Source organism: Methylomonas sp. EFPC1, assembly GCF_016925515.1.
GTDB classification, from domain to species: Bacteria; Pseudomonadota; Gammaproteobacteria; order Methylococcales; family Methylomonadaceae; genus Methylomonas; species Methylomonas defluvii.
Genome location: NZ_CP070494.1, coordinates 2566502 through 2591745, shown reverse-complemented (window position 1 = coordinate 2591745; position 25244 = coordinate 2566502). Strand labels below are relative to the sequence as shown.

Here is a 25244-nt window from a genome sequence, read left to right as displayed (position 1 = left end):
ACTGTGGATAACCAATTGCTATTTTACAAACGCATCGTCAGCCTGAACCCCGCCGCTCATGGTCGGTTGCATATCGCGCCGTCCGAAGACGTCGGTTACGCGCGAGTCAGTAACTCGGTGCCGCTGATTGGTCCGGAATTCAGCGAAGCCGGCAAGGAATATCCGATCGCTTTCGCCAAAGCCGGCGACGGCCAATTCGTTCCGGTCGCGGTGCTGGGCTTGAACGACGGTGAAAACCTGTTCGTCAACGGCGCCGGTCGCTGGATCGGACATTACATACCAGCCTTCGTCCGCCGATACCCGTTCGTACCCGCCGAGCAGGCCGAAGACAAGCAATTGGTCGTCTGTTTTGACGAGACTAGCCCGCGTTTTAACGAAACGGCCGGTGAGCCGTTGCTGGTCGACGGCGAACCGTCGGCTTACCTGCAACAAATCATCGGCTTTTTGCGGGAGTTCCACGCCGAATCGCAACGGACCGCGCAATTTGCCGCCACCTTGCACGAATTGGACCTCTTAACCGAACGCCGGGCCGATGCGGTATCACCGAGCGGCGAGCGCTACTCGTTATCAGGTCTTTGGGTCGTGGACCAGGCGCGCTTCCAAAAAATCGGTAGCGATGCGTTGGACAGCCTGTTCCAAACCGGCTGGTTGGGATTGATCTATCTGCACTTGGCGTCGTTGAGCAATTTTGCCCGCCTGTTGGAACGCAAAGCCGCCGCAAGCACCGAAAAACCGCACTGATTCGAGAGGACAGTCTTATGAACAGATATGCCTACCAAAGTCGCACGCCGCACTTCAACCGTCGTCCGCTGGTGCTGGCGATACAAATCGCCTTGGCCGGTGCTTGGCAGCCGGCCTTGGCCGAATTGGCCGGCAATGCGCTGCCGAATGGCGGCCAGGTGACGTCAGGACAGGCACAAATCCACCAAGATGGCGCACGGATGGATGTCGTACAAGGCAGTGATAAAGCTATCATCAACTGGCAGAGCTACAACATCGGCGCCAGTGCCCATGTGGATTATCAACAGCCTAACGCCAGCGCGATCGCGTTGAACCGCGTGACATCCGGCGAAGCATCGGTCATTGCCGGCCGATTGACCGCTAACGGTCAAGTGTTTCTGGTGAACCCCAACGGCGTGCTGTTTGCCAAGGGCGCCCAAGTCGATGTCGGCGCGATGGCGGCGTCGACGATGAACATCAGCGATGCCGATTTCCATGCCGGCAACTACCATTTCAAGCGCGAGGGCAGCGACGCCGGCGTCGTCAATCAGGGCGACATCCGTGCCAAGGACGGCGGATACGTGGCGTTGCTGGCCCCCAGCGTCAGCAACGAAGGTCTGGTCCAGGCCCGTTTGGGCACGGTGGCGCTAGCCGGCGGCGATGGCGTAAAACTGGAATTGGACGAAGGTAAACTGGTCAATGTTCAGGTTGATCCAGCCACCGTCAATACGCTGATCGAGAACAAACAGCTGATCCGCGCCGATGGCGGCCGGGTGATCATGACGGCCAGCGCCGCCGACCAATTGCGCGGCGCCGCGATTAACAACAGCGGTGTGGTTGAGGCCAAATCCCTGGTCAATCGCGGCGGTTCGATAGAACTGATCGGCGACGAGGTCAGCAACAGCGGCACACTGGACGTGTCCGCCGCCGAGAATACCCAAGGCGGCAATGTCGTCGAGCGCGGCCGGTTGGTCGTCGATACCGGCACCATCCGCGCCGACGGTGATAGCGGCGGTGATATTCGCCTGACCGGCGACCGCGTGCTGCAAACAGGAACGCTCAGCGCCGAAGGTACCGTCTCCGAAGGCGGCCGAATTACGATTGCCGCCGACAGTCGAGTCATCCAGACCGCATCCGCCAAGCTGTCCACAAAGGGAAGCCAAAACGGCGGCGACATCGCCGTGACCGCTGGTGGCCAAGGTGGCGTGTTCAGTTCCGCCACCATCGATGCTAGCGGCGTTTCTGGACGCGGTGGCAAGATCACCGTCACCGGCGGCAAAGACGTTACGTTGGCCGCTGCGACGATCACCGCCAACGGTGCCAAAGGCGGCGGCAAGATCAGCATTGGCGGCGGCTTTCATGGCAAGGACGCGGCAGTTCGCAATGCCACGATAACGCGAATCAATCCCTTCACCCAACTGCAAGCCGACGCAACTGAAAAGGGCGATGGCGGTGACGTCGTGGTTTGGTCGGATCAGAAAACCGATTTTTATGGCACGATCTCCGCCAAAGGCGGTTCGGCGGGCGGCGACGGCGGCACCGTTGAAGTCTCGTCTCACGATGCCCTGCTGTTTGGCGGAACCGTTACCACCTTGGCCAGTCAGGGCCGCAACGGCAGTCTATTACTCGATCCGCGCAACATCACCATCGACAGCAGCGGCCAGTACCCGCAATTCGATTTCGAAGACCCCAATCCGACCAACACACTGGGCGTCACATCCGGCTTCGGCGCCGGCACTTCGGTACTGTGGAGCACCAACGTGGCCGTCACGAATCCCTATGACGACTTCGGCGGCCAGGATGCCGGCGCGGTTTATTTATACAACGGCTGGTCCGGGGCGCTGATCGCGACGGTCACCGGTAGCCACGCCGATGATCGCCTCGGCAGTGGAGGGATCACCCAGCTGGTTAGCCAAAATACCAATACCAACGTCAACGTCTCGTTCAATTCGCTGGGCAACTTTTTGATTTCCAGTCCGCATTGGGATGGTGGCAAGGGGGCGGTGACCTGGTCCAGCGGTACCACCGGCTTGAGCGGCACCGTATCGTCAGCCAACAGTTTGGTCGGCAGCTCGGCAAGCGATGCCGTGGGTAGCGGCAGTATCGTGTTGGTCGATAATTATTACGGCGCGACTGGTCACACTTGGAGCAACGACAACGGCTATTTGAAATATCTGGTCCTGAACCCGCAATGGAATGCCAGCACCGGTGCGGTCACGATGGGCAGTGCTTTGAGCGGAATATCCGGTGTCATTTCATCTTCCAACAGCTTGGTAGGTGGTGCCGCTGGAGACCAAGTCGGCAGTAGTGGGATCACGCAATTTGTCACCGAGTTTCACGATTACAACAGTAGCGGCGCGTTGATTACCGGCACCGAGTATTACCGAAATTTTTTCGTGATCGCCAGTCCGCATTGGCAGAACGGTGCCAGCGCCGACGCCGGTGCGGTCACTTGGGCCAGCGGCTTGGCCGCATTGACCGGCACCGTTTCTTCGTCGAACAGCCTGGTCGGTGGCAATGCCAACGACCAGATCGGTAGCGGCGACATCAAAGCGCTTTATTACTCCAGCAGTACCAACTATACCAGTCAACCCAGCGACACCCCGCCGCACGGCCACGTTAACACTTACCGTACCGACGCGGCGTATGTGGTCGCCAGCCCGCATTGGGACGGCGACAAAGGTTCAGTCACCTGGCTCAATGCCGCCACCGGTTACGCGTCCGGCGGCGCGACTGCCGGTTTCGCGGTATCGTCCGCCAACAGTCTGGTCGGCGCGACCGCCGGCGATCTGGTCGGCAGCGGCGGCATCCAGTTACTCAGCCACTACACCAGCCGCAGCCCCGATACCGGCTATACTTCAACTCATCCGTATTACTTGATACTCAGTCCCCATTTCAACAATGGCGGCTCAACCGCCGACGCCGGCGCGATCACCTGGGGCGACGGCCGCACCATCACCTACGGCACCGTCACGACGACGGACTTATTCGGAAACACGCTAACGAATATCCCGACCGAAACCAGCACCAACAACGGCGGCGTATCCGGTGTCATCGGCAGCGGCAACAGCTTGGTCGGCAGCCATGCCGGAGACCAGGTTGGTAGCGGCGGCGCCAGTTACCTAGGGCAAGATCCGGGTTACATGGTACTTAGTCCGCTATGGAATGGCAGCGCCGGTGCGGTGACCTTTTGGAACGCCACTGCCACGAAGACCGGCACCTTGGGCTCGGCCAACAGTCTGGTCGGTACGACCGCCAACGATCATGTCGGAGGGGGAGGAATCTTGTTGAAAGACGGTTATTATCTGGTGTTGAGCCCTGATTGGGACAACGGCGGAGCCACCGATGCCGGGGCGGTCACCTGGGGCAGCAAAACGAGCGGCGTCAGCGGCGCGGTCGGCGCGGGAAACAGCCTGGTCGGCAGTACCGCCAACGACGGTGTCGGCAGCGATGCGAATAATATTATCGACGTGGGCGTGGCCGATTACGTGGTCCTAACCCCCACCTGGGATAACGGCGGTAATGCCGATGCCGGCGCCGCCAGTTGGGGTAGTTTCGGCAGCGGTGTCAGTGGCGCTATCAGTAGCAGCAACAGCTTAATTGGAAGTCATACCAACGACCGAGTGGGTAGCGGCGGCGTAGTAACAGCCTTTAATGGTGTAGATACCGCAAACAACTGGGCTTACACCTATTTTTACGGCGTGATCAGCCCGCATTGGGACAGTGATCGCGGAGCTGTCACATTCGGCGCCGAAGCCAGCGGTATCCAAGGAACCGTTGGCTCTGGTAACAGCCTCGTCGGCGACACCGCAGCTGATCAGGTTGGCAGCGGCGGTGTCAAAGCCGGGCAATATACCGAATTGACTTACAACGGAAGCACTTGGTCAGGCACCCGCACTGCGTATTATTTGGTTATCAGCCCCAATTGGAGCGACGGCGGCAACGCGAACGTTGGGGCCGTTACCAAAACCGCGGCGGCCACAGGCATAACCGGAAGTATTAGCTCGGCAAACAGCTTGATCGGCGGTACCGCAGGCGATCAAATCGGCAGCGGCGGCGTCACGCTGTTGCCGTACGACTGGACCACGGGTAGCGGAGTAGGTCAGAAACAGTACCATCTGGATTATTACTCGATTGCGAGTCCTTATTGGGACAACGGCGCGACGGCCGATGCCGGCGCGGTGACCTGGGGCAGCGTCACCACGACGGCCGGCGCGGCGTCGCCGTTGACCGGCAATGCCAGCGCGGCCAACAGTTTGGTCGGTACTCACGCCAACGACCGCGTCGGCAGTGGCGGCGTGGTCGCACTGCCGGCGGAATATAACAACGCGACGCGGGTGGGCTATGTTGTGATCAGCCCGAACTGGGGTAACGGCACCGACACGCAGTTGGGTGCGGTGACATGGGGCAGCCGCCTGACCGGCGCTTTAGGGGCGGTGAGCAGCAGCAACAGCCTGATAGGCGGCACCTCCGGCGATCAGGTCGGCAGCGGCGGCGTCACGGTTTTGACGAACGGTTACGATCCTATCAACGGCGTCTCGAGTTATAACTACTTGGTGCTAAGCCCGCACTGGCATAGTGGCGCCAACGCCGATGCCGGCGCGGTGACCTGGGTCGCCGAAAAAACCGGCTTCGCCTATGGCGAGAGCAGCCAAGGCGCGGTGGTTGGGATCGGTAATAGCTTTGTCGGCAGCCAGGCCGGCGATCAGGTCGGCAGCGACGGGGTCATAGACTTGGGCGTATCTTATTTAGTCGGTAGCCGGCACTGGCATAACGGTTCCGCGGCGGATGCCGGCGCGCTATCCTGGGCGCGCGCCAGTATCGGCGGAGCTGGCGCGGTGTCGGCCAGCAATAGCATGATCGGTAGTTACAGCAATCAGGACGTCGGCCTGAACCAAGTTAGATTAACCGTTAACTACAATACCTACTATTACGACTATCTGGTCATCGATACCGATTGGCGCAACGGCGGATTGGCGAACGCCGGCGCCGTGACCTACGGCGATGCCTTCTACGGTATTTTCGGCGAGGTTTCGGACGCGAACAGCGTTGTCGGCACCACGGCGAACAGCGGCATCAGCTTCGATACCGGCGGCCCTTGGGTGGATTACTATCAATATGCCGGTACCAACTATTTCAGCCTGCTGCCCGGCTTTGCCTACGACCACGGCGATACCTTCGTGGTCAGCTTCGCCAACGAAAATAGCGGCCGGGTAACCTCGGGTGCTACCGATCCGAGTCGCATTACTTATGGTATGGCGGTCGGCAAGGACATGACCATAGCCCCGGACGTTTTGACCAATCTACTCGGCTGGGGTACCAACGTCACGCTACAAGCCAGCAACGACATCACTGTTAACAGCGCGCTCAATGTCGCCGGGCTTTTCAGTTCGTCAGCGACCCTGAAATTGGAGGCGGGACGCAGCATTTACGTCAATGCCGACATCACCACCGACGGCGGCAACTTAGTGCTGCACGCCAACGATTTGGCCGCCAACGGCGTTGTCGACGCTGATCGCGCGGCCGGCAATGCCGTTATCGAAGTTGCCAACGGTGTCACGATAGATGCCGGCGCCGGTTCGGTCACCATGGAGTTGCGCGACGGCACCGGCAACACCGAGGACGACAGCGGCAACATCACCCTGGCGGGACAAATCCTGGCCGATACCATCAGCATTATCCATCGCGGCACCGGCGGCGCGAGCGGCAGCAAGAATATCGTTTTAAACAGCGGCGCGAGCTTGACCGCCAGCGGCAGCGGGGATGCGCTGGTTTTGGCGGCCGCCAGCGGCGGCGAGTTGATCAACAATGTCGGCAACGGCGTACTGTCCGCCGCCAACGGTCGTTGGCTGGTGTATATGCACAGTCCATCCGGCTCGACCGAGGGAGGCCTGACTGGGGCGGCGGGTTCGGCTCTCCCCAGGCTATACAACAAAACTTACGATGGCAACGCGCCGGCAACAATCGTCGCGGGCAATCACCTGATCTATGACTACCAGCCTAGCCTGAGAGTCGACGTCGGCAACATCAGCAAAACCTACGGCGACGCCGATCCGAGCGCGAGCAGCGCGTTTTCGGGTTACGTCAACGACGACGGCGTGACGGACTCCGCCACCGTTGCGGGTTTAAGTGGCACGCCCAGTTTTAGCATCGTCGGCGGAACGGCCGGCACTGCCCGCGCGGTCGGCAGCTATACCGTCAACGGCGCGGTCGGTTCGGCCGCGATCAGTGGCGGGGCCGGTTATTCGACGACAATAGGCACCGGAGGCGCCAGCGGAACCTTAACGGTCAACAAAAAAACGCTGACCGTGACCGCCAGTGACGACAGCCGCGCTTACAACGGCTTGGGCTACAGTGGCGGTCACGGTGTCAATATCACCGGCTTCGTCAACAGCGAAACCTCAAGCGTATTGGGCGGCAGCGTTAGCTACGGCGGCACCTCGCAAGGCGCGACCAACGCGGGTAGCTACACCATTACCGGGAGCGGATACACTGCCAGCAACTATGATTTCAGTTATGTCAACGGCACCTTAACCATCACGCCGTTCGTGGTTAGTCTGACCGGCAATCGGGCCTTTAACGGCAGTACCAACGTGGCGGCCGGTATCTTCTCGACCGGCAGTTTGGTCGGCGGCGAAACCCTAAGTCTGAGCGGCACCGGCACCGTCGCCAGCAAGAACGTCGGCACCGGCAAAGCGGTGACGCTGGGGACTTTGGCGCTGGCCGACGGCAGCAACGGCGGCTTGGCCAGCAACTATACGCTGAGCGGCGGCACGCATACCGCGGATATTTCAGCAGCCAGCGTGACCGTCAGCACCAGCGACGTCAGCAAGGTTTATGACGGCGGCACCAGCGCAGCCGGCACCGCCACGCTGACCGGCGGTACGCTGTACGGCAGCGATAGTCTGAGCGGAGGGACATTCGCTTTCACCGACAAAAACGTCGGCAGCGGTAATAAAACGGTGAGCGTCAGCGGCGTGACCGTCAGCGACGGCAACAGCGGCGCCAACTATTCGGTGAGCTATGCCAATAACACCAGCAGTACCATCACGCCGTTCGTGGTCAGTCTGATCGGCAATCGGGCCTTTAACGGCAGTACCAACGTGGCGGCCGGTATCTTCTCGACCGGCAGTTTGGTCGGCGGCGAAACCCTAAGTCTGAGCGGCACCGGCACCGTCGCCAGCAAGAACGTCGGCACCGGCAAAGCGGTGACGCTGGGGACTTTGGCGCTGGCCGACGGCAGCAACGGCGGCTTGGCCAGCAACTATACGCTGAGCGGCGGCACGCATACCGCGGATATTTCAGCCGCCAGCGTGACCGTCAGCACCAGCGACGTCAGCAAGGCCTACGACGGCGGCACCACGGCGGCCGGCACCGCAACCATCACGAGCGGCTCGCTGTACGGCAGCGACAGCCTCAGCGGCGGCACCTTTGCCTTCACCGACAAAAACGTCGGTAGCGGCAACAAGACGGTGACTGTTAGCGGCGTGACCGTCAGCGACGGCAACAGCGGCGCCAACTATTCGGTGAGCTATGCCAATAACACCAGCAGTACCATCACGCCGTTCGTGGTCAGTCTGATCGGCAATCGGGCCTTTAACGGCAGTACCAACGTGGCGGCGGGCATTTTCTCGACCGGCAGCTTGGTCGGCGGCGAAACCCTGAGCCTGAGCGGCACCGGCACGGTAGCCGATAAAAACGTCGGCACCGGCAAAGCGGTGACGCTGGGGACTTTGGCGCTGGCCGACGGCAGCAACGGCGGCTTGGCCAGCAACTATACGCTGAGCGGCGGCACGCATACCGCCGATATTTCAGCCGCCAGCGTGACCGTCAGCACCAGCGACGTCAGCAAGGTTTATGACGGCGGCACCAGTGCAGCCGGCACCGCCACGCTGACCGGCGGTACGCTGTACGGCAGCGATAGTCTGAGCGGCGGGACATTCGCTTTCACCGACAAAAACGCCGGCAGCGGTAATAAAACGGTGAGCGTCAGCGGCGTGACGGTGAGCGACGGCAACAGCGGCGCCAACTATTCGATCAGTTACGTCAATAACACCAGCAGTACCATCACGCCGTTCGTGGTCAGTCTGACCGGCAATCGCGCCTATAACGGCAGTACCAACGTGGCGGCCGGCATCTTCTCGACCGGCAGCTTGTTCGGTAGCGAAACCCTGAACCTGAGTGGCTCCGGCACGGTCGCCGATAAAAACGTCGGCACCGGCAAAGCGGTGACGCTGGGGACTTTGGCGTTGGCCGACGGCAGCAACGGCGGCTTGGCCAGCAACTATACGCTGAGCGGCGGCACGCATACCGCGGATATTACGGCTTACCAGGTCAACCTCACCGGCAGTCGTAGTTACGACGGCACCACCGCCATCAATGCCGCCAGTTTGACGACCTCTACTCTGGTCGGCGGTGAAACACTGACCCTGACCGGAGTCGGAGCGGTCGCGGATAAAAACGTCGGCACCGGTAAAACGGTTGCACTAGGCTCGTTGGCTCTCAGCGATGGCAGTAACGGCGGTCTGGCCAGCAACTATACCTTGATTGGCGGTGACTTTAGAGCCGACATCAGCCCAGCCAACCTGGTTTTGACCACCGGCGACATTATCAAAACTTACGACGGCACCACGTCCGCCTCGGGCACCCCAATCATCAAAGCCGGCAGCGGTAGCCAACTCTTCGGCGCGGACAGCTTATCCGGCGGTGTGTACACATTTATCGATAAGAACGCCAGCGGTGGCGGCATCGTGACGGTTAGCGGTATTAGCGTTTCCGACGGCAACGGTGGCAACAACTACGCAATCAGTTACAGTGATAACACTACCAGCATAATTTTGCCTTACGTCATCCATTTAACCGGTTCGAGGGTGTTCGACGGCAGTAACCTTGTAAATGCCGATGTTTTCAATTTAGGCACCTTGGTCGGCAATGAAACTCTGTCGCTAAGCGGGGCTGGTCAAATGTCGGATAGCAGCGCCGGTATCGATAAACCGGTCGATCTTGGAACCTTGGCCTTGAGAGACGGCGGTAATGGCGGCTTGGCCAGCAATTACACGCTAGCCGGCGGCAATCCAGTTGTCACCATCCTACAAAGCCCTGCCGTCGATACGCCAACTGATATCGTCGACGCCGGTACCGCTGTACCGAACAGTGGCGGAAATGGCAGTGCGGCTGACGGCTCCAACGGTGGCGGTAAAGCCGGCGGCTTGGCGCTTTCGGCGCTACGCGGTACCGACAGCAACCGGACCGTGCAATTCAATATTGCGGACTCGGGGATCAATGGCGGTGGAAGTACCACCACCGGTTTGACGACGGGTGATACGGCGCCTACGCAATTAGGCAATACCGTGCATTTATTGGCGTCCCAAACCTTGGTAGCGGGAGGTCAGGTGCAGATCGTCGCCAACGTTGAGGTTAATAACTATTCAAGTGGATTTAGTTTTGCGCTACCAGCCGGAGTACTGCCTACAACGGCGGGAGACAGCACGGTTTCGGCAAAAATGGGTAACGGCGAGCCGTTACCCGCTTGGCTGAGTTTTAATAGCCAATCGTTAAGCTTCAGTACTGACAGCGTTAGCGCCGCGCAGTTGCCGCTACAAGTCGTGATCACTCAGACCAGTGCGAGCGGCCAACAAAAATCGATTATGTTGACTATCGAAAAACAAGACCAAGCGATCTAAATCTACAGCAATAAATGCTGATCGAACCTGGGAGCTGTTGATCGGTTTTACCGAATAGGCTTGGCTATGCGCGTGCCTTTCGGCAGCTGATGGCAGTAGGCTAAATGAAGTTTCCCCGGATCTATTCGGGGTTTATTCCCGATGAACGCTGGCGGTGCGCCTGGATAATACCCGGTTTTCACCACCCTTCGGGATTGCCCATGCGACACATCATGCTTTCATTCAGCTTTTTGCTACTTTCCTGGCAAGTTCACGCTCACGGCCCGACGCCGCAAAAAGCCAAGGAATCGGTGACGATTCAAGCACCGCTCGCCAAGGTTTGGAGCGAATTAAAAAACTTCGACGACATTGCCAATTGGCATAGCGACTTAAAAAAGAGCACGGGTGACGGCAAGAATCAGTCCGGCGGTCTGCGTACGTTGACGTTTCAAAACGATGAAACCATCACTGAAGAACTGGATTATTACAACGAAGCCGAACACGAATACAGCTACCGGTTGAAAACCGAAAATACCAAAGCGATTCCGACCAGTTCGCATACGGTCGATGTGAAAGTCACGGCAGGGGAGACCGCCGACAGCAGCGTGGTAACCATCAAAAGCCGATTCTACCGCGGCGATACCGGCAATACCCCGCCGGACAATTTAAGTGACGAAGCGGCGGTTAAAGCAATGACGCAGTTTTTCAAGAACGGCTTGAGCGGCTTGAAAGCGAAGCTGGAGAAATAAATCTAAAGGCAGTCTCGGCAATTCGTCAGTCCTGCTGACTTAGAAATGATGGCGCCAGCGAGTGTTGTGTGTTGATTTCAATAACCTCGCGTATTTGCGGGCGCCAAATTTATGTATGGTCGGAATCAACATAACATTAGCCTCAAGGCTATGTTGCTGTTGTTAGCATGTAAACCCGCAAAAAAATCGCCCCTTGCGGGGCGATCTGTTGTCTGAGGTTTTACGGATTGGGTCCGTTGTGGCAGCTAAAACAACTCACTTGATAACCCGCCGGCCAATTCTTAATACCAAACTCGTCGGCATCAATGGTTTTCGCAACCTTTACCGCACTCAAGGGAGTGCCGGCGCTGGTCGTACCGTGGCAATAGCTACAGCTTGGCGTAGTGGCTGTGCCGTTTTTATTGGCGTCTTCGTGTTGCTTAACCCAGGCATCGCCGGTGGTATGCATGCCGTGCGGGCCGCCGTTTACCGTATTCGGTACCGTGGCATGGCAAGCCTTACATTCGGCTACCGTGCCGGCGTGTCCTTGCACGGCGATGCTTTGCAGGTTTTCGTCGGCATGTGTGGAGGGATACTCCGCGTGTGTCGCACCGTGACAAGCCTCGCATTGCAAGCCGCCGTGGCCTTTACTGAAGCGGTACAAGTTCAATCCGGGAACCGGCGTATTGGCATTGGTGGCAAAGGTATGATCTGTTGGCACAATCGCTTTGCCGGTGGCGTCGATGCCTGAAATCGCGCGTTTGCCGGGCGCGGCGCTATTGTGGCAAGACTCGCAGGTCGGCTCGTTGAACCAGCCTTGCCGAGTGGCACTACCGACCGCTTTCATATTGCCGTGACAGCTTTGGCAACTAATAGACGGATCGCCGCTGGCGTCCGTGGCGGTGGACATCGCGCCACGCAGACACTGCGTTACCGATCCCGGATGACATTGGTAACAAGCGCTGCGGTTGTCCAGGCTATCCAGGGTTAACTGGGTGGCAGGGTCTTTTACATCGGCATGTTTTAAATGCAAGGACTGGGTGAATGGCGCAATGCCGGTCATGCCGCCCATCACCGTGGTCTTGTTTTCCTTATCGAAATAGGCATTGCTGGCATGGCACGCCACGCAAAGAACCGGTTGCCCAGCATCGGCCGTCGCCAGTAAGCCTGCTGATTTGTAGCCTTTGCTATTCAATGTGGTCAGTGCATCGTTGAATAATTTACTCCCCGCCTGTTTTTCATCATGCAGACGCAGAATGTTACGCTTCCAATCTTTGTCGGGATCGGCATCGAACACCCAGCCCGCCACCGGTTTGGCAGCCGTTTGTGCGGCATTGTTATTGGTGTCAGTGGATGCGTGGCAGCCTTTGCAAGTCATCTCGTCGCTGACCGGCAATACGGTGGTGGCGCTAGCCAGTACTTTACCGCTCAGCGCATCCTTGGCGACGACCTTAACGGTGGGATAGAAGTTCTTGTTACCTTTGTCGTCGAAGGGCGTCACCGGAATACCCTCGGCCTCGAACCAGCCGAACGCTGTGTTGTAGGTCATCGGCGCGGGTGTTAGGGATGGCGTTTTGTTGCCGGGCATGGGGTTTCCGCTGGCGAGTCCGTCCAGGTTAACCCCGACATCCGGTGCCGGATTCAAGCCTACCAACTCGCCGACCCAAGACCAGAAATTGGTTTTGTTGGCGCTGCTGGTATTGATAGAGCCGCTACTGTCGGCGACTGCTTCATAAGTCAGCAACACGTTGCTACTGACTAACTTGCCGTTTTTGTCTTTCAATTGCGCATGCAAAGTGTTGTAGGGCGGCAAGATTGCGAACACGGAAAAATCCAGGCCGTCCATGCAATGCATACCTAAGTCATTCCAGGCCAGCAGGGTGTATTCGCCGACAGCCGTGGTATTTAATACCGTCACTGCGACCGTTTTGGAGGTCTTGCTGTCGCGGATGGTCACCGTGGCCGAGCCGGCTTTAAGACCTTTTATGGTAGCGAGATTATTGGCATAGCCGACGCTGGCAATTGAGTTGTCCGACGATTGAACGTTTACTGTGCCGGAGGCGTTGGTGACCGTGACGGTGGCAGTGCCGCCCACATTGACCGCCAATACGGCCGGCGAAATCGTCAAGACGGGAGAAGGGGCGCTGATGACTTTGACTTCCACGCGCTTCGAGCTCTTACGATCTCTCACCGTGACCGTCGTAGAACCAGCTTTTACACCCTTGATGCTACCGATACCGCTGGCGTAAGTGACTGTCGCCACACTGGTATTACTGGATTTTACACTGATGCTTCCGGATGATTTTGTGACCGCAATCTTGGCTAGTTCACCCACGAAGATTTCGACGGAATTGGGTTTGAGTTCAAGCGCCTGGACGCTACCAAATTCGCATACACCCAGAAAAATCAGCAAAAGCTGAAATATAAATAGACGTGCATTCATAATATCTCCCATGAATACGTTTTGATCGGATGGGTAATCGTTAATGAATTGCCCATATGAATGGAAGCAAACGGCCAACATCCGATACCGCGTCGCTTCTCGATGATGCTTAATTACTTTTTTTAATAAGGTTATTCAGTCGGCACAATAACCATTCAACATGAATTGAAGATGAAAATATAATGAAGTAATGATTAAGACTGGCGCAGCTTTTAGACCCGGAAGGCTTGAATCGGGGGTCTTGAGCCAGTTGCTTGGGAAAGGGATTTGCAGGCTTACAACCGGGAGTTCCGGTCGCAAGCGCCCATTCACAGCGTTGTTAAACCGGTTAGCTCTGAGTCTATCGAAGCGCACACCGGCCTAGGCTTCGACTCGCTCAGCCCGAACGGCATGCCAGGGATAAATAGGGCCGGGTTAATAGGGAAGGGTCTGTTCCGCGCTAGCTGTGCTCATACAGTTCGCTGCCGGTATTGATAATACCTTGGCGACCAGCCAGCAGTGTCAATTCCGACATGGTTTTGACGTTTAATTTTTCTTTGATCGCCGTACTGTGGTTGCAGACGGTTTTGTAGCTCAAACATAATTTTTCCGCCGCTTGACGGGTACTCAAACCATTGGCCAGCAGGCAAAAAATGTCGAATTCGCGCGGCGACAGCGATTTAACCTTATATGCCTCATCCTGGCCGATAGCCATATTCACCGCCAATTGCTGCGCCAAAGCCGGTTCGATATACGTGCCGCCTTCCGCCAGCGTGCAGACTGCGGTCACCAGCGTGTCCGGCTCATTATTTTTGGTGATGTAACCTTTGGCGCCGGCCTTGATCGCGCGGGTGACATAGACCAGTTCGTTATGAATCGAAAATACCAATATCTTGCAATGGGGATAGCGAACCAATAAGCGCCGCACCGATTCCAAACCGCCCAGACCGGGCATGGATAAATCCATCACCACCACATCCGGCGTCTGCTTGTCATATACCTGGCAAGCGGTCTCGCCCCTATCGGCTTCATAGACGGCGCCTATTCGTTCCGACAAGGATAAATAAGTCTTGTAACCGGCTCTGACCACCGCATGGTCGTCTACTAATAAAACGCTGATTTTATTCGCCACTAACTACGTGTCCTGATTGGTTTTTGGTGTGGATGAGCAAGAAACGCCCCCGGCAGAACCGGTGCTATCCCTAGCTGGCGCTTCTTGCCCCGCCATGATGCCGATTTTTATGCCGGGAAACCATGGGAGCTTTTCCCGTTTTGCCACGGCGTGCGGCTGCGTGCGACCGGGAAAACTTCCAGGACTTTTTTCGCGGAATTCCCAGGCTATTTATGGATTATTCCGTAACGCCCGATAGGCCGCCTTCTTTACCATTTGCGCCAGCATGGCCCGGTAGGTCTAAGTCAATATTGTGTGCGACTTGATTGAGATTGCTGATGTGAAAAGTGAAGGAGATTTCTGCCGCAAAGCAAAATCTCGCGTCACGGATGGACGCCAAAATTAAGCGCAGCGTGTGATTGATTTTGCCCGGAAATGCCGATGGCGTTATCCGCTTTTAACGGAAGGCTCCCCTAACCAACCGATTTGCCGGGCCATGCAACCTAATAAACAACATAGGAGGATTCATGCAAATTTCACGGTTTGCCAAGCAGGTATCGACCACGGCCTTAGTCACGGCTGCGGCCTTGGCCGTGTCGTCATCGGCGCAAGCGAATAAAGAACTGGAACAACTAGCCAAGCAAAACACCAACTGGGTGATGCAGACCAAGGATTACGGTTCGACGCATTTCAGCGAAATGATCGACATCAACGCCAACAACGTCAAAAATCTGAAAGTGGCGTGGTCGTTTTCCACGGGCGTGCTCAACGGTCATGAAGGTGGACCTCTGGTTGTTGATGGCATCATGTACGTGCACACCCCTTACCCTAACAACGTCTTCGCCATCAGCCTGGATGAGCCCGATAAAATCCTTTGGCAGTTCAAACCCAAGCAAAATCCAGCGGCGCGCGCCGTCGCTTGTTGCGACGTGGTCAACCGGGGCTTGGCCTATGCGCCGGCCGGCAAAGATTATCCGGCTACCATTTTCTTAAACCAGCTGGATGGTCATGTGGTGGCGATTAACGCCAAGACCGGCGAAGTACTGTGGAAAATGGAAAACTCCGACATCGCCATGGGTTCGACGTTGACCGTCGCACCGTTCGTGGTGAAAGACAAGGTCATCGTCGGTACTTCCGGTGCCGAGTTGGGGGTGCGCGGTTACGCCACCGCTTACAACATCAAAGATGGTAAGCAAGCCTGGCGCGTTTACGCCACCGGTCCGGATGAAGACATCAAATTATCCAAAGACTTCAACAGCGCTAACCCACATTACGGCCAATTCGGTTTGGGTCTGAAAACCTGGGAAGGAGACGCCTGGAAAATCGGCGGTGGCACCAACTGGGGCTGGTACGCTTACGACAGCGACTTAGAAATGTTGTATTACGGCTCCGGTAACCCGGCGCCGTGGAACGAAACCATGCGTCCCGGCGACAACAAATGGACCATGACCATCTGGGGCCGCGATGTAAACACCGGCGAAGCCAAGTTCGGTTACCAAAAAACCCCGCATGACGAATGGGACTACGCCGGCGTCAACTACATGGGTCTGTCCGAGCAAATGGTCGACGGCAAAATGACCAAACTGCTGACGCACCCGGACCGTAACGGCTTGGTGTATACCTTGAACCGCGAAAACGGCAGCTTGGTCAATGCCTTCAAAATCGACGACACCGTCAACTGGGTGAAAAAAGTCGATCTGAAAACCGGTCTGCCGATCCGCGATCCGGAATATTCGACACACATGGACCACCAAGCCACCGGTATCTGCCCGTCGGCGATGGGTTACCACAACCAGGGTATCGAGTCTTACGATCCGAACAAAAAACTGTTCTTCATGGGCACCAACCATATCTGCATGGACTGGGAACCGTTCATGCTGCCTTACCGGGCCGGCCAGTTCTTCGTCGGCGCGACCTTGAACATGTATCCGGGTCCCAAAGGCACTTTGGGTCAAGTCAAAGCCATGAATGCCGTCACCGGCAAAATGGAATGGGAAGTTCAGGAGAAATTCGCGGTCTGGGGCGGTACCACAGCCACAGCCGGCGACTTGGTGTTCTACGGCACTTTGGACGGCTATATCAAAGCCCGTCATTCCAAAACCGGCGAAGAGCTGTGGAAGTTTAAATTGCCTTCCGGCGTCATCGGCCATCCGATTACCTATAAACACAACAACAAGCAGTATGTGGCGATTTATTACGGTGTCGGCGGCTGGCCTGGCGTAGGTCTGGTATTTGACTTGGCCGATCCGACTGCCGGTCTGGGTGCAGTGGGTGCGTTTAAAGAGTTGGCGCACTACACCCAAATGGGTGGCGGCGTGATGGTGTTCGCGTTGTAGAAAGCTTTCCTGGTTCCCACGCGCTGCGTGGGAATTCAGGTTAACCGCGCTGCGGTGGCGATGATCTGCCGCAGCGCGGTTACTAAGGCGTTCCTGCGCAGCGCGTGGGAACGAGGCAACGAGTCTACTTAATTCCTAGAATCACTATGAAAACAAGCACACGCATTGTGGCTGCGTTGGCATTGGGCTTTGGTTTTTCCACAGTTCAAGCCGAACAGCCGGTTTTAAAAGTCTGCACGGCTGAAAACGAAATGCCTTACTCCAATAAAAACGGCGAAGGCTTTGAAAACAAATTGGCGCAGTATGTGGCCGAAGAACTGGGCCGCAAATTGGAAACCGTCAGTTGGACCGACCCGCGCTACTTTATCCGCGATTATCTGGATAAAGGCTTGTGCGACGTGGTGATGGGCGTCGATGCCGGCGACCCACGTTTGTTGACCACGGCACCTTACTACAGGTCCGGCTACGTGTTTATCAGCCGCGAAAAAGACGGGTTGGACTTGCAGAACTGGGATAGCCCGGCCTTAAAGCAAGCCCAGCGGATTGCTTTCGCACCGGGCTCTCCGGCCGAAACCATGCTGCGGGCCATCGGCCGTTACAACGATATGTTCAATTACCAACAAGAGTTGGCCGGCTTCAAGTCCAAACGTAACCAGTACGTCAAGTACGACAACGACAAACTGGTCAACGAAGTGGCTTCCGGCAAAGCGGAAATCGCCATCTTGTGGGGACCCGCCGCGGCCCGCTACGTGAAGGCATCGGCTACGCCGCTGACGATGACTGTCATTCCGGACAACGCCAAGCGCGCCGACGGTGAAAAGGTGGGTTTGCATTACAGCACTTCCATTGGCGTGCGTAAGGACGACAGCGCTTTGCTGGGGCAATTGAACAAAATCATCAAAGACGGGCAGGACAATATCGAAGCGTTGCTGGAAGCGGAAGGCATTCCGTTGCTGGATCAACCCGAAACCGCCGTGTCCATGAACTAAACAGGAAACCTTGAATGAAATTGAAAACATTTTTGACTGGCGCCGTGCTGTCGATGTCAGCGGTGGCGGCAAGTACGGCCCAGGCCGACATCACCCTGCGCCATGCCTTGACCGGGGAAGCGCTGGATTTGAGTTTTGCCAAAAAAGGCGGTAACACCGACAAATTCAAGCAATTCATGCAAACCGGCAAAAACCCGTATAACGGCGATGCCGAAGCGGCAAAAAAAGGCGAGAGCTTGTACATGACCGGTTGCTCGGGCTGCCACGGCCATGAAGCCGAAGGCAAACTCGGCCCCGGTCTGGCCGACGACTACTGGACTTATCCGCGCGGCCTGACCGACCAGGGCTTGTTCGAAATCCTGTTCGGTGGCGCCAACGGCATGATGGGGCCGCAGTACGTCAACTTCAGCACCGACGACATGCTGCACATCATGTCTTTCTTACGCAGCATTTACAAAGGCGATCCGAAGAAAGCGGAGTGGTTGAAATAAACGCCCTCACCCTAGCCCTCTCCCCGAGGGAGAGGGAATAAAGCCACTATACAGCTAACTCCAGGCGGCTTGAGTTTGCCTTGGAAGTAGGTATTGAACCCTCTCCCCAGGGGAGAGGGCAGGGTGAGGGTTATCCAACAATTTATTAGGAGATCAACATGAACAAATTAGTAATGTTAGGCGCGGTCCTGCTGGCTTTTGGCCTGTCCGGCGCAGCAAAAGCCTACGACGGCACCAAATGCAAAGAAGCCGGCAATTGCTGGGAACCAAAACCGGGTTATCCGGCGCAAGTGGCGGGCAGCAAATACGACCCGAAACACGATCCCAACGAGCTGAACAAACAAGCGCAATCGATCAAGGAAATGGAAGCCCGCAACGCCAAACGTACTGAATTGCTGGCGAAAACCGGCAAGTTCGTTTACGACGTCGAAGGCCAATAAGCACCGGGTGGGTCGGGATGCGCAGTGCGCACGCCGACAGTGACCACGAGGATAGAACCCTTAGGACGCCGCCAGGGATGGCGGTAACTAATGATGCGGAGGGAATCGAAGATTATTCTGCCGAAGCGAAGACCAGGGAATGCCCAAGGCAACGGCGTGCTCAACCCATGCAAGCTGTTTAAGAACTTCGCGAGTGCAGTAGCCTTTAAACAGCTTCTAAACGAAACCTCACGGCTCCGGGCCGTTGCTATGCCGCTTAGATCACGACGGCCCGTTATCAGCGGCGCGTATGTCTGCAATTGGCGGCATGGCAACCCAGCACCGGAGTTTTTTTTGCGGTATTGGCTTTAATCAACAGCGCTCAATTAGCTATGACAAGCAAGCAAACCCTCAGCGACTGGCGCGCCAGTGCGTTGCAGTTGGAACAACAAATCAACCAGGTCGTCGTCGGCCAGCAGGCGGCGGTAAGAAATCTGCTGATAGCCGTATTCGCCCGCGGCCATGTGTTGCTGGAAGGCCAGGTCGGCGTGGGCAAGACTACCTTATTGCGGGCCATCGCCCAAGGTCTGGGCGGTCACTACCAGCGTATCGAAGGCACCATCGACTTAATGCCGGCCGACTTGATCTATTACACCTATTTAAATCAAGAAGGCCGGCCCTGCGTCGATCCCGGCCCTTTGTTGAAGCAGGGCGAACAGCTGTCCGTGTTCTTTTTTAACGAAATCAACCGGGCCCGGCCGCAAGTGCATTCGCTGCTGTTGCGGGTGATGGCCGAGCGTAGTATCGGCGCGTTCAATCGCGAATACCGGATGCCGCACATTCAGGTATTTGCCGACCGCAATCGGGTGGAAAAAGAAGAAACCTTTGAATTGCCGGCGGCCGCTCGCGACCGGTTTTTCATGGAAATCAACATCAACACACCCAGTGACGACACCGTGCTGGACGATTTGCTGTTCAATCCGCGTTACCACGATGTCGATGCCTTGATCGGGGAAATGGCCGCCAGCCAAATACCTTATTACCAGCTCAACGACTGGGCGGCGGCGATTCAAGACAGCATCCAGCCCAGCGCCGCGTTGCGCCAATACGCCTTGGATTTATGGAAAGCCACCGCCGATCCCGGCGCATTCGGCATCGCTTTAGCCGATGTGGAGATGAACAACCTGTTGCAGGCCGGCGCCAGTCCGCGCGGCGTCAGCTATATGATACGTGCCGCCAAAGTTCGGGCCTGGCTGGAAAATCGCGACAGCCTGTTGCCGGAGGATTTACAGGCGGTTTTCGCCGTCACCATGTCGCACCGGATATTCCTGAACCCGATGTATAGCTATCGCCAAGACGACATTATTCCCACCTTGATAGACAGCATACTCAACCAAATCGCCGCACCGTAACAGTCATGAACATTAAATCGATTCTGCACGCCATGCTGCCGCATGCCGGCCTCGGCCACTTATTGGACACCTATTTAACTTGGTCCGGCGTCGGCTTTATTTGCTCGTTTATCGCCAGTAGCTTGGATAAACATGCCGACGTCCCTTACGCCGCGTATTACACCAGCGCCTTGAACGACGCGGTGGGCTTTAAGTTCTGGATTTTATTGGCGGTGGTCGGCACCTTACTGTTTTGTCTGAGCCTGCCGGTGTTATATCTATCGCTGCATTTTCCCGCCTTGACCGAATTCAGCCGGCGCTTGCGGCGGTTTACCTACACGTTTTTTCTGGTGGCCTTCGACGAGGGCGGCCTGATGATCGGCATTCTGACCGCCAATTTTATCGATACTAGCGAGCGCATCTCGCTGCTGGCTAACAAATCGTTCTTGTTCAGCGATGTCGGTTTTTTCACGATCCTGGCTTTATGTCTGCTTAACTCCCTACTATGGCTGTTCGGCGAAGCCATCCATAGCCGTAATGCGCAAACGTACTCAGGCGTAGTGGCCTTATTGATGCGGGTGCCGCTCAAATTTTCCATTCCCGGCTACTTGGTTGTGACGGCCGTGCTGGCCAATTTAGTTGTCAGCCAATAAGGTACTCGCTAAAACGATGTCGGCCACGATAAAGCCTTTCCAATACCGCCTGCCACGCCCGGCAGTCGGTGTATTTCCCGGCGCGCACCCCGGACAGATGGTCGGCAACGGCCAATTGTTCAAGCGCCATGACACCTTGATCGCCCGTCCGGACCCCAGACGCATCGATCTGCGGGCCAGCCTGCTCGACCCGTTCGGAAATTATCAAGTGCGGGTGCAGCAACAACACAGTGCTATCGACGTGTATTTACTGGCCGATTTGTCTGCTTCCATGCGTTTCGGCGGCAATAACGACAAGCGCCGTGTAATGGCCGATATGCTGTTATCGATTGCCGCATCGGCCCTGGAATACGGCGATAACGTAGGGTTTATTGCGGCTAACCAGCTGGTGCTCACCGACTGTTATTTGCCGGCTGGTAAACACCTAGGTCGGATTCAATCGACAGCAAAACGCCTGGAAACACTCGACCTGCAACCCGGTTCGGCCGGTTTGCAGCAAGCCCAACGCTATCTACCCAAGCATCGAGCCTTGGTGTTTCTGGCGTCGGATTTTCATTTTCCGTTGCCGCAGCTGCAAGCCATTTTACAGAACTTGCGTCGCCACGACCTGATACCGCTGGTGCTGTGGGACCAAACCGAATACAGCCGCTTACCGGATTGGGGGCTGTTTCAAATTCAGGATCTGGAATCCGGCAAGCGCCGCACGCTGTGGTTGCGTCCCGGTTTGAAGCGCAAGATAGAACAGGCATTTGCCCAGCGCCGGGAGCAATTGCAACAGCAGTTTCGGGCCTCGGGCTGTGAGCCGCTGTTTATCGACAACGGCTACCGCGCCGAGCAGCTGGGGCAATATTTTTTAAGGAGAGCCGGGTGACAGTGGCCGTGAAAGGGCTTTTTCGCGGTTCGGCATGGGCATTCGTCACGCTGCTGCTGGCGGCGTGTTCCGGTACGTCCAGCCAAGCACTACGCGATTTTCAACTGCAAACGCCGCGGCCGTTCGGGTATGTGATCGGCGATACCTTACCGCAGCGTATTGTGCTTGAAACGCGCGCCGGTATGGAGTTGGAGCGTAGCAGTCTGCCGACGCCGGGCCGCTTGAATCGCTGGTTACAACTGAACGCGGTGACTGTGCAGGAAACGGCCGGCAATGACGGCAAGCGCTATCAAATCGATCTGCAATATCAGCAATTTTACGCACCGCTGGAAGTGAAAGCCTTGAGCATACCCGGTTTTACCTTGCGCTTTCAGCAGCACGGGCAAACTCTAGAACAGCCGGTCGCGGCCTGGACCTTCACGACCGCGCCATTGCGGGAGTTGGTGGTCAGGCAGGATGAACACGGCGAATACATGCGCCCGGACCAAGCGCCGAGCTTGTTGGATGACGCGGCAATTGTCCGGCGCTTATGCGTGTCGCTGACGGTGGCGCTGGGCATCGCTTTGCGTTTGGCTTGGCTTTACGGTTATTTACCGGGACTACCGAAACGCAGCGTATTCAAGCGCGCGCAGCGTCAGTTGCAAAACCTTGGCCTTCAACAATTACCGCAAGCACTTGCCGCAGTGCATACGGCGTTTAACGGTCTTCACGGTAAGCCGGTGTTTTTGCACAAATTGGCCGAGTTTTATCAGGGCCACCCGGAATATCGCAGCATCGCTGACGAATTGACTTGGTTTTTCGATTATTCCAATCGTTACTTTTTCGGTGACGCTTCGATAATGCCGCAAGAACACGATCTGCAAAAACTCAAAACCCTGTGCCTGCATTGCCGGGAAATCGAGCGAGGCAGCCGATGAATTTGGGCTTTGAGTATCCTTGGGTCTTGCTCGGTTTGGGCTTATGCCTGTTGCCGATGTGGAGAATGGGAGTGGTCGCCAACCCCTATCCCTGGCTGGCGATATTGCCTGTCGACCCACTATCGCTGGCTATCAGCGCCTTGATCCGCTTGCTGGGCGTGCTGGCGATAGGCGGGTTGATTCTGGGCTTGGCCGGTGCCTATCAGCAAGAACAGCAAGTGGAGCGCATCGGCCACGGCGCACACATCGTCATGCTGTTGGATCGCAGTAACAGCATGGACAACACCTTCGCCGGCAAGACGCCGGAAACCCAAGGCGAGGAATCCAAAGCCAACGCCGCCCGCCGCTTGTTGAATCAGTTTGTCGATCAGCGAGCGCACGATTTGATCGGCATCGCCGAATACAGCACTTCGCCGCTATTCGTGCTGCCGCTCACTGAAAACAAAGCCGCCATTCATGCCGCGATAGACGCCACCGCCTTGCCGGCCTTGGCTTATACGAACGTCAGCAAGGGCTTGAGCATGGCTTTGGAGTTCTTCGATAGCCGGCCGGTGACCGGCTCGCGCATCGTGTTATTGGTGTCGGACGGCGCGGCGGTGATCGATCCGGACAGCGAGGTGGCCTTGCGCGAGTTGTTCAAACAACGCCAAGTCAGCTTGTATTGGGTATTCTTGCGCACCGCCAACAGCCCTGGCTTGTTTGAAGTGCCCGACGACCCGCGCGACGATAATGCTCAGGCCATGCCGGAACGGTATCTGCATCTGTTCTTTAACAGTCTGCATATTCCGTATCAAGCCTATGAAGCCGAAACGCCCGGTGCATTGCAGCAGGCCATTGACGACATCAACCGCTTGGAGAATCGGCCCCTGCATTATTTCGAGCGGATTCCGAAGCAGGATTTATCCACGCGCTGTTATGCCTGGGCGGCAGCAATGTTGCTGGGTTTGCTAGGCGTGAAACTCTGCGAGGCCAGACTGTGATCCGTAAGTTAAAACACTGGGCGCTGTGGGCCATATTGGCAGCAGCTTTATTAGTAACTCTGACGCAATTGCTGCAACTATATGGCCTAGCCGGCCAAAATCGGCTGATCGGCCAATTACTGGCCGATCAGGATGTCGGCGCAGACGAATTGGTAACTTCGGCGCCGGAAGTACGCATGGCCAGAGCGGTGTATCTCAGCCGGCACCAACGCTACGACGAAGCCTTGGCGACGCTGAACCTGTTATTGCAGCAAGCCGATGCCGAAGCGCAAGCGCAAACCCGTTATAACTTGGGCAATCTGTATCTGCGCCAAGCCATGGAGAAAGCCCAGGCCGGCAATGTCAACGAGGCGATGCCCTTGCTGGGTCTGGCCAAGCAAGCCTATCGGGAAGCATTAACGTTAGACAGCGGCTTTTGGGATGCCAAGTACAATCTGGAAGTGGCGATGCGGCTGTTGCCGGAGATGGACAGAATCAGCAGCGGCGACGAGCAGGACGATCTTAATCAACAGACCCAACTATGGACCACCTTGCCGGGCTTTCCGCGTGGCTTGCCCTAACTTGGCGCTTATCTTCCCGACCGATAATTTCGCTATATGACTATCGCCCCCAATCTTAGGGATTACCGTTTCTGGCTGCTGACCGCGGCCTTGCTGTCCTTGTCGGTAGTGTTTTTCCATCCGCAAACCAGCGCGCAAGTGTCACTGTACCGGCTGGTGTTTGTTGTCGACATTACCCGCAGCATGAACACCGAAGACTATCAGCTGGATAAACAGCCGGTCAGCCGCTTGCAGTTTGTCAAACAGGCGTTGCGCCAGGAGTTGTTGAAACTGCCTTGCGGTTCGCAAGTCGGTTTGGGCGTGTTTACCGAACGGCGCTCGACGCTGCTGTTCGAACCGATAGACGTGTGTTCGGGATTTGCCGAGATAGACGCGGCGATTGCGGCGCTGGATTGGCGCATGGCCTGGGCCGCCGACAGCCGCATCGCTAGTGGCTTGCTGAGTACGCTGGAAATGTTGAAAGATAAAGACCAGACCCTGGTGTTTGTCAGCGACGGCCAGGAGGCACCCCCGCCTAATCCGCGTTACAAACCCGATCTGTCGCCAGTTAAAGATAAGGTAAAAGGTGTGATTGTCGGCGTTGGCGGCGAGCAACTGTCGCCCATCCCAAAGTTCGACGCCAAGGGCCAACGCCAGGGCTTTTACAAACCCGAAGACGTGCCGCATCGTTCGTCCTTTGGTGAATCGGATCTAAATCCCGAGAAGATCCAGGGCTACAACGCCCGTAACGCACCTTTCGGCAGCGAGGCGGCAACCGGCGACGAGCATATGAGCCGGCTGCACGAAAGCTATCTCCGTCAGCTGGCTGCTGAGAGTGGTTTACAGTATCGACGCCTGAGCGATACCGACAGCCTGGATCAAGCGCTGCAACAAGCCGAGTTTGCCAAGCCTGGCAAACAGAATGTCGATACCGGTTGGCGTTATGCCGGCCTAGCCTTATTGTTGTTCGCGGCGGTGTATGTTAGGCCGTAGGTCCGTTTAGTGAAACGTAATC

General features: G+C 56.8%; 16 protein-coding genes. 14 read left to right on the top strand and 2 right to left on the bottom strand.

Annotated features, from left to right (window positions below; translation table 11 throughout):
• Positions 1–3: 3 nt before the first annotated feature.
• The 3 genes from JWZ98_RS12125 to JWZ98_RS12115 all read left to right on the top strand — a co-directional run bounded on the left by JWZ98_RS12125 (position 4) and on the right by JWZ98_RS12115 (position 11131).
• Positions 4–741: a SapC family protein gene (locus JWZ98_RS12125; RefSeq protein WP_026146733.1), complete on the top strand. Its 738-nt coding sequence runs from the start codon at positions 4–6 to the stop codon at positions 739–741.
• Between the two features lie 17 nt (positions 742–758).
• Entirely contained in the window at positions 759–10403 is a 9645-nt protein-coding gene (locus JWZ98_RS12120; protein ID WP_205450250.1) for a YDG domain-containing protein, read from the top strand.
• 200 nt (positions 10404–10603) lie between these two features.
• Positions 10604–11131 carry an SRPBCC family protein gene (locus tag JWZ98_RS12115; RefSeq protein ID WP_205450249.1) on the top strand — a complete coding sequence of 176 codons (528 nt, stop codon included), beginning with the start codon at positions 10604–10606 and terminating at the stop codon, positions 11129–11131.
• Positions 11132–11351: 220 nt separating this feature from the next.
• Here the strand turns inward: JWZ98_RS12115 and JWZ98_RS12110 are convergent, their stop codons facing one another.
• Entirely contained in the window at positions 11352–13553 is a 2202-nt protein-coding gene (locus JWZ98_RS12110) for a hypothetical protein (protein ID WP_205450248.1), read from the bottom strand.
• A gap of 439 nt (positions 13554–13992) precedes the next feature.
• Positions 13993–14664 carry a response regulator transcription factor gene (locus JWZ98_RS12105; RefSeq protein ID WP_205450247.1) on the bottom strand — a complete coding sequence of 224 codons (672 nt, stop codon included), beginning with the start codon at positions 14662–14664 and terminating at the stop codon, positions 13993–13995.
• 506 nt (positions 14665–15170) lie between these two features.
• Here JWZ98_RS12105 and JWZ98_RS12100 point away from each other — a divergent pair.
• From JWZ98_RS12100 to JWZ98_RS12050, 11 genes are all read left to right on the top strand, one after another.
• Complete coding sequence (locus tag JWZ98_RS12100) at positions 15171–16979, top strand: methanol/ethanol family PQQ-dependent dehydrogenase (RefSeq protein ID WP_033156197.1); 1809 nt, start codon at positions 15171–15173, stop codon at positions 16977–16979.
• A 146-nt stretch (positions 16980–17125) separates the two neighbouring features.
• Entirely contained in the window at positions 17126–17968 is an 843-nt protein-coding gene (moxJ, locus tag JWZ98_RS12095) for a methanol oxidation system protein MoxJ (protein WP_205450246.1), read from the top strand.
• 14 nt (positions 17969–17982) lie between these two features.
• Positions 17983–18459 (top strand): cytochrome c(L), periplasmic, encoded by a 477-nt coding sequence (gene moxG / locus JWZ98_RS12090; RefSeq protein ID WP_205450245.1) that lies wholly within the window; start codon positions 17983–17985, stop codon positions 18457–18459.
• Between the two features lie 158 nt (positions 18460–18617).
• Positions 18618–18899, top strand: coding sequence for a methanol dehydrogenase [cytochrome c] subunit (locus JWZ98_RS12085; RefSeq protein WP_101052345.1), 282 nt, complete (start codon positions 18618–18620; stop codon positions 18897–18899).
• 371 nt (positions 18900–19270) lie between these two features.
• On the top strand, positions 19271–20290 hold the full coding sequence (locus tag JWZ98_RS12080) for a MoxR family ATPase (protein WP_205450244.1): 1020 nt from the start codon (positions 19271–19273) through the stop codon (positions 20288–20290).
• A gap of 5 nt (positions 20291–20295) precedes the next feature.
• Positions 20296–20922 (top strand): MxaP protein, encoded by a 627-nt coding sequence (locus JWZ98_RS12075; RefSeq protein ID WP_205450243.1) that lies wholly within the window; start codon positions 20296–20298, stop codon positions 20920–20922.
• 16 nt (positions 20923–20938) lie between these two features.
• Positions 20939–21793, top strand: a complete 855-nt coding sequence (locus JWZ98_RS12070) for an MxaS protein (RefSeq protein WP_205450242.1) — start codon at positions 20939–20941, stop codon at positions 21791–21793.
• Entirely contained in the window at positions 21790–22710 is a 921-nt protein-coding gene (locus tag JWZ98_RS12065; protein WP_205450241.1) for a nonribosomal peptide synthetase MxaA, read from the top strand. The genes JWZ98_RS12070 and JWZ98_RS12065 overlap by 4 nt, the downstream gene beginning before the upstream one ends.
• Positions 22707–23690 (top strand): vWA domain-containing protein, encoded by a 984-nt coding sequence (locus JWZ98_RS12060; RefSeq protein WP_101052340.1) that lies wholly within the window; start codon positions 22707–22709, stop codon positions 23688–23690. Before JWZ98_RS12065 ends, JWZ98_RS12060 begins: the two co-directional genes overlap by 4 nt.
• A complete protein-coding gene (locus JWZ98_RS12055) occupies positions 23687–24250 on the top strand; it encodes an MxaK protein (RefSeq protein ID WP_101052339.1) in 564 nt (187 codons plus the stop codon). The genes JWZ98_RS12060 and JWZ98_RS12055 overlap by 4 nt, the downstream gene beginning before the upstream one ends.
• Positions 24251–24286: 36 nt before the next feature.
• Positions 24287–25222: a vWA domain-containing protein gene (locus JWZ98_RS12050; RefSeq protein ID WP_205450240.1), complete on the top strand. Its 936-nt coding sequence runs from the start codon at positions 24287–24289 to the stop codon at positions 25220–25222.
• The last annotated feature ends 22 nt before the right edge of the window (positions 25223–25244 follow it).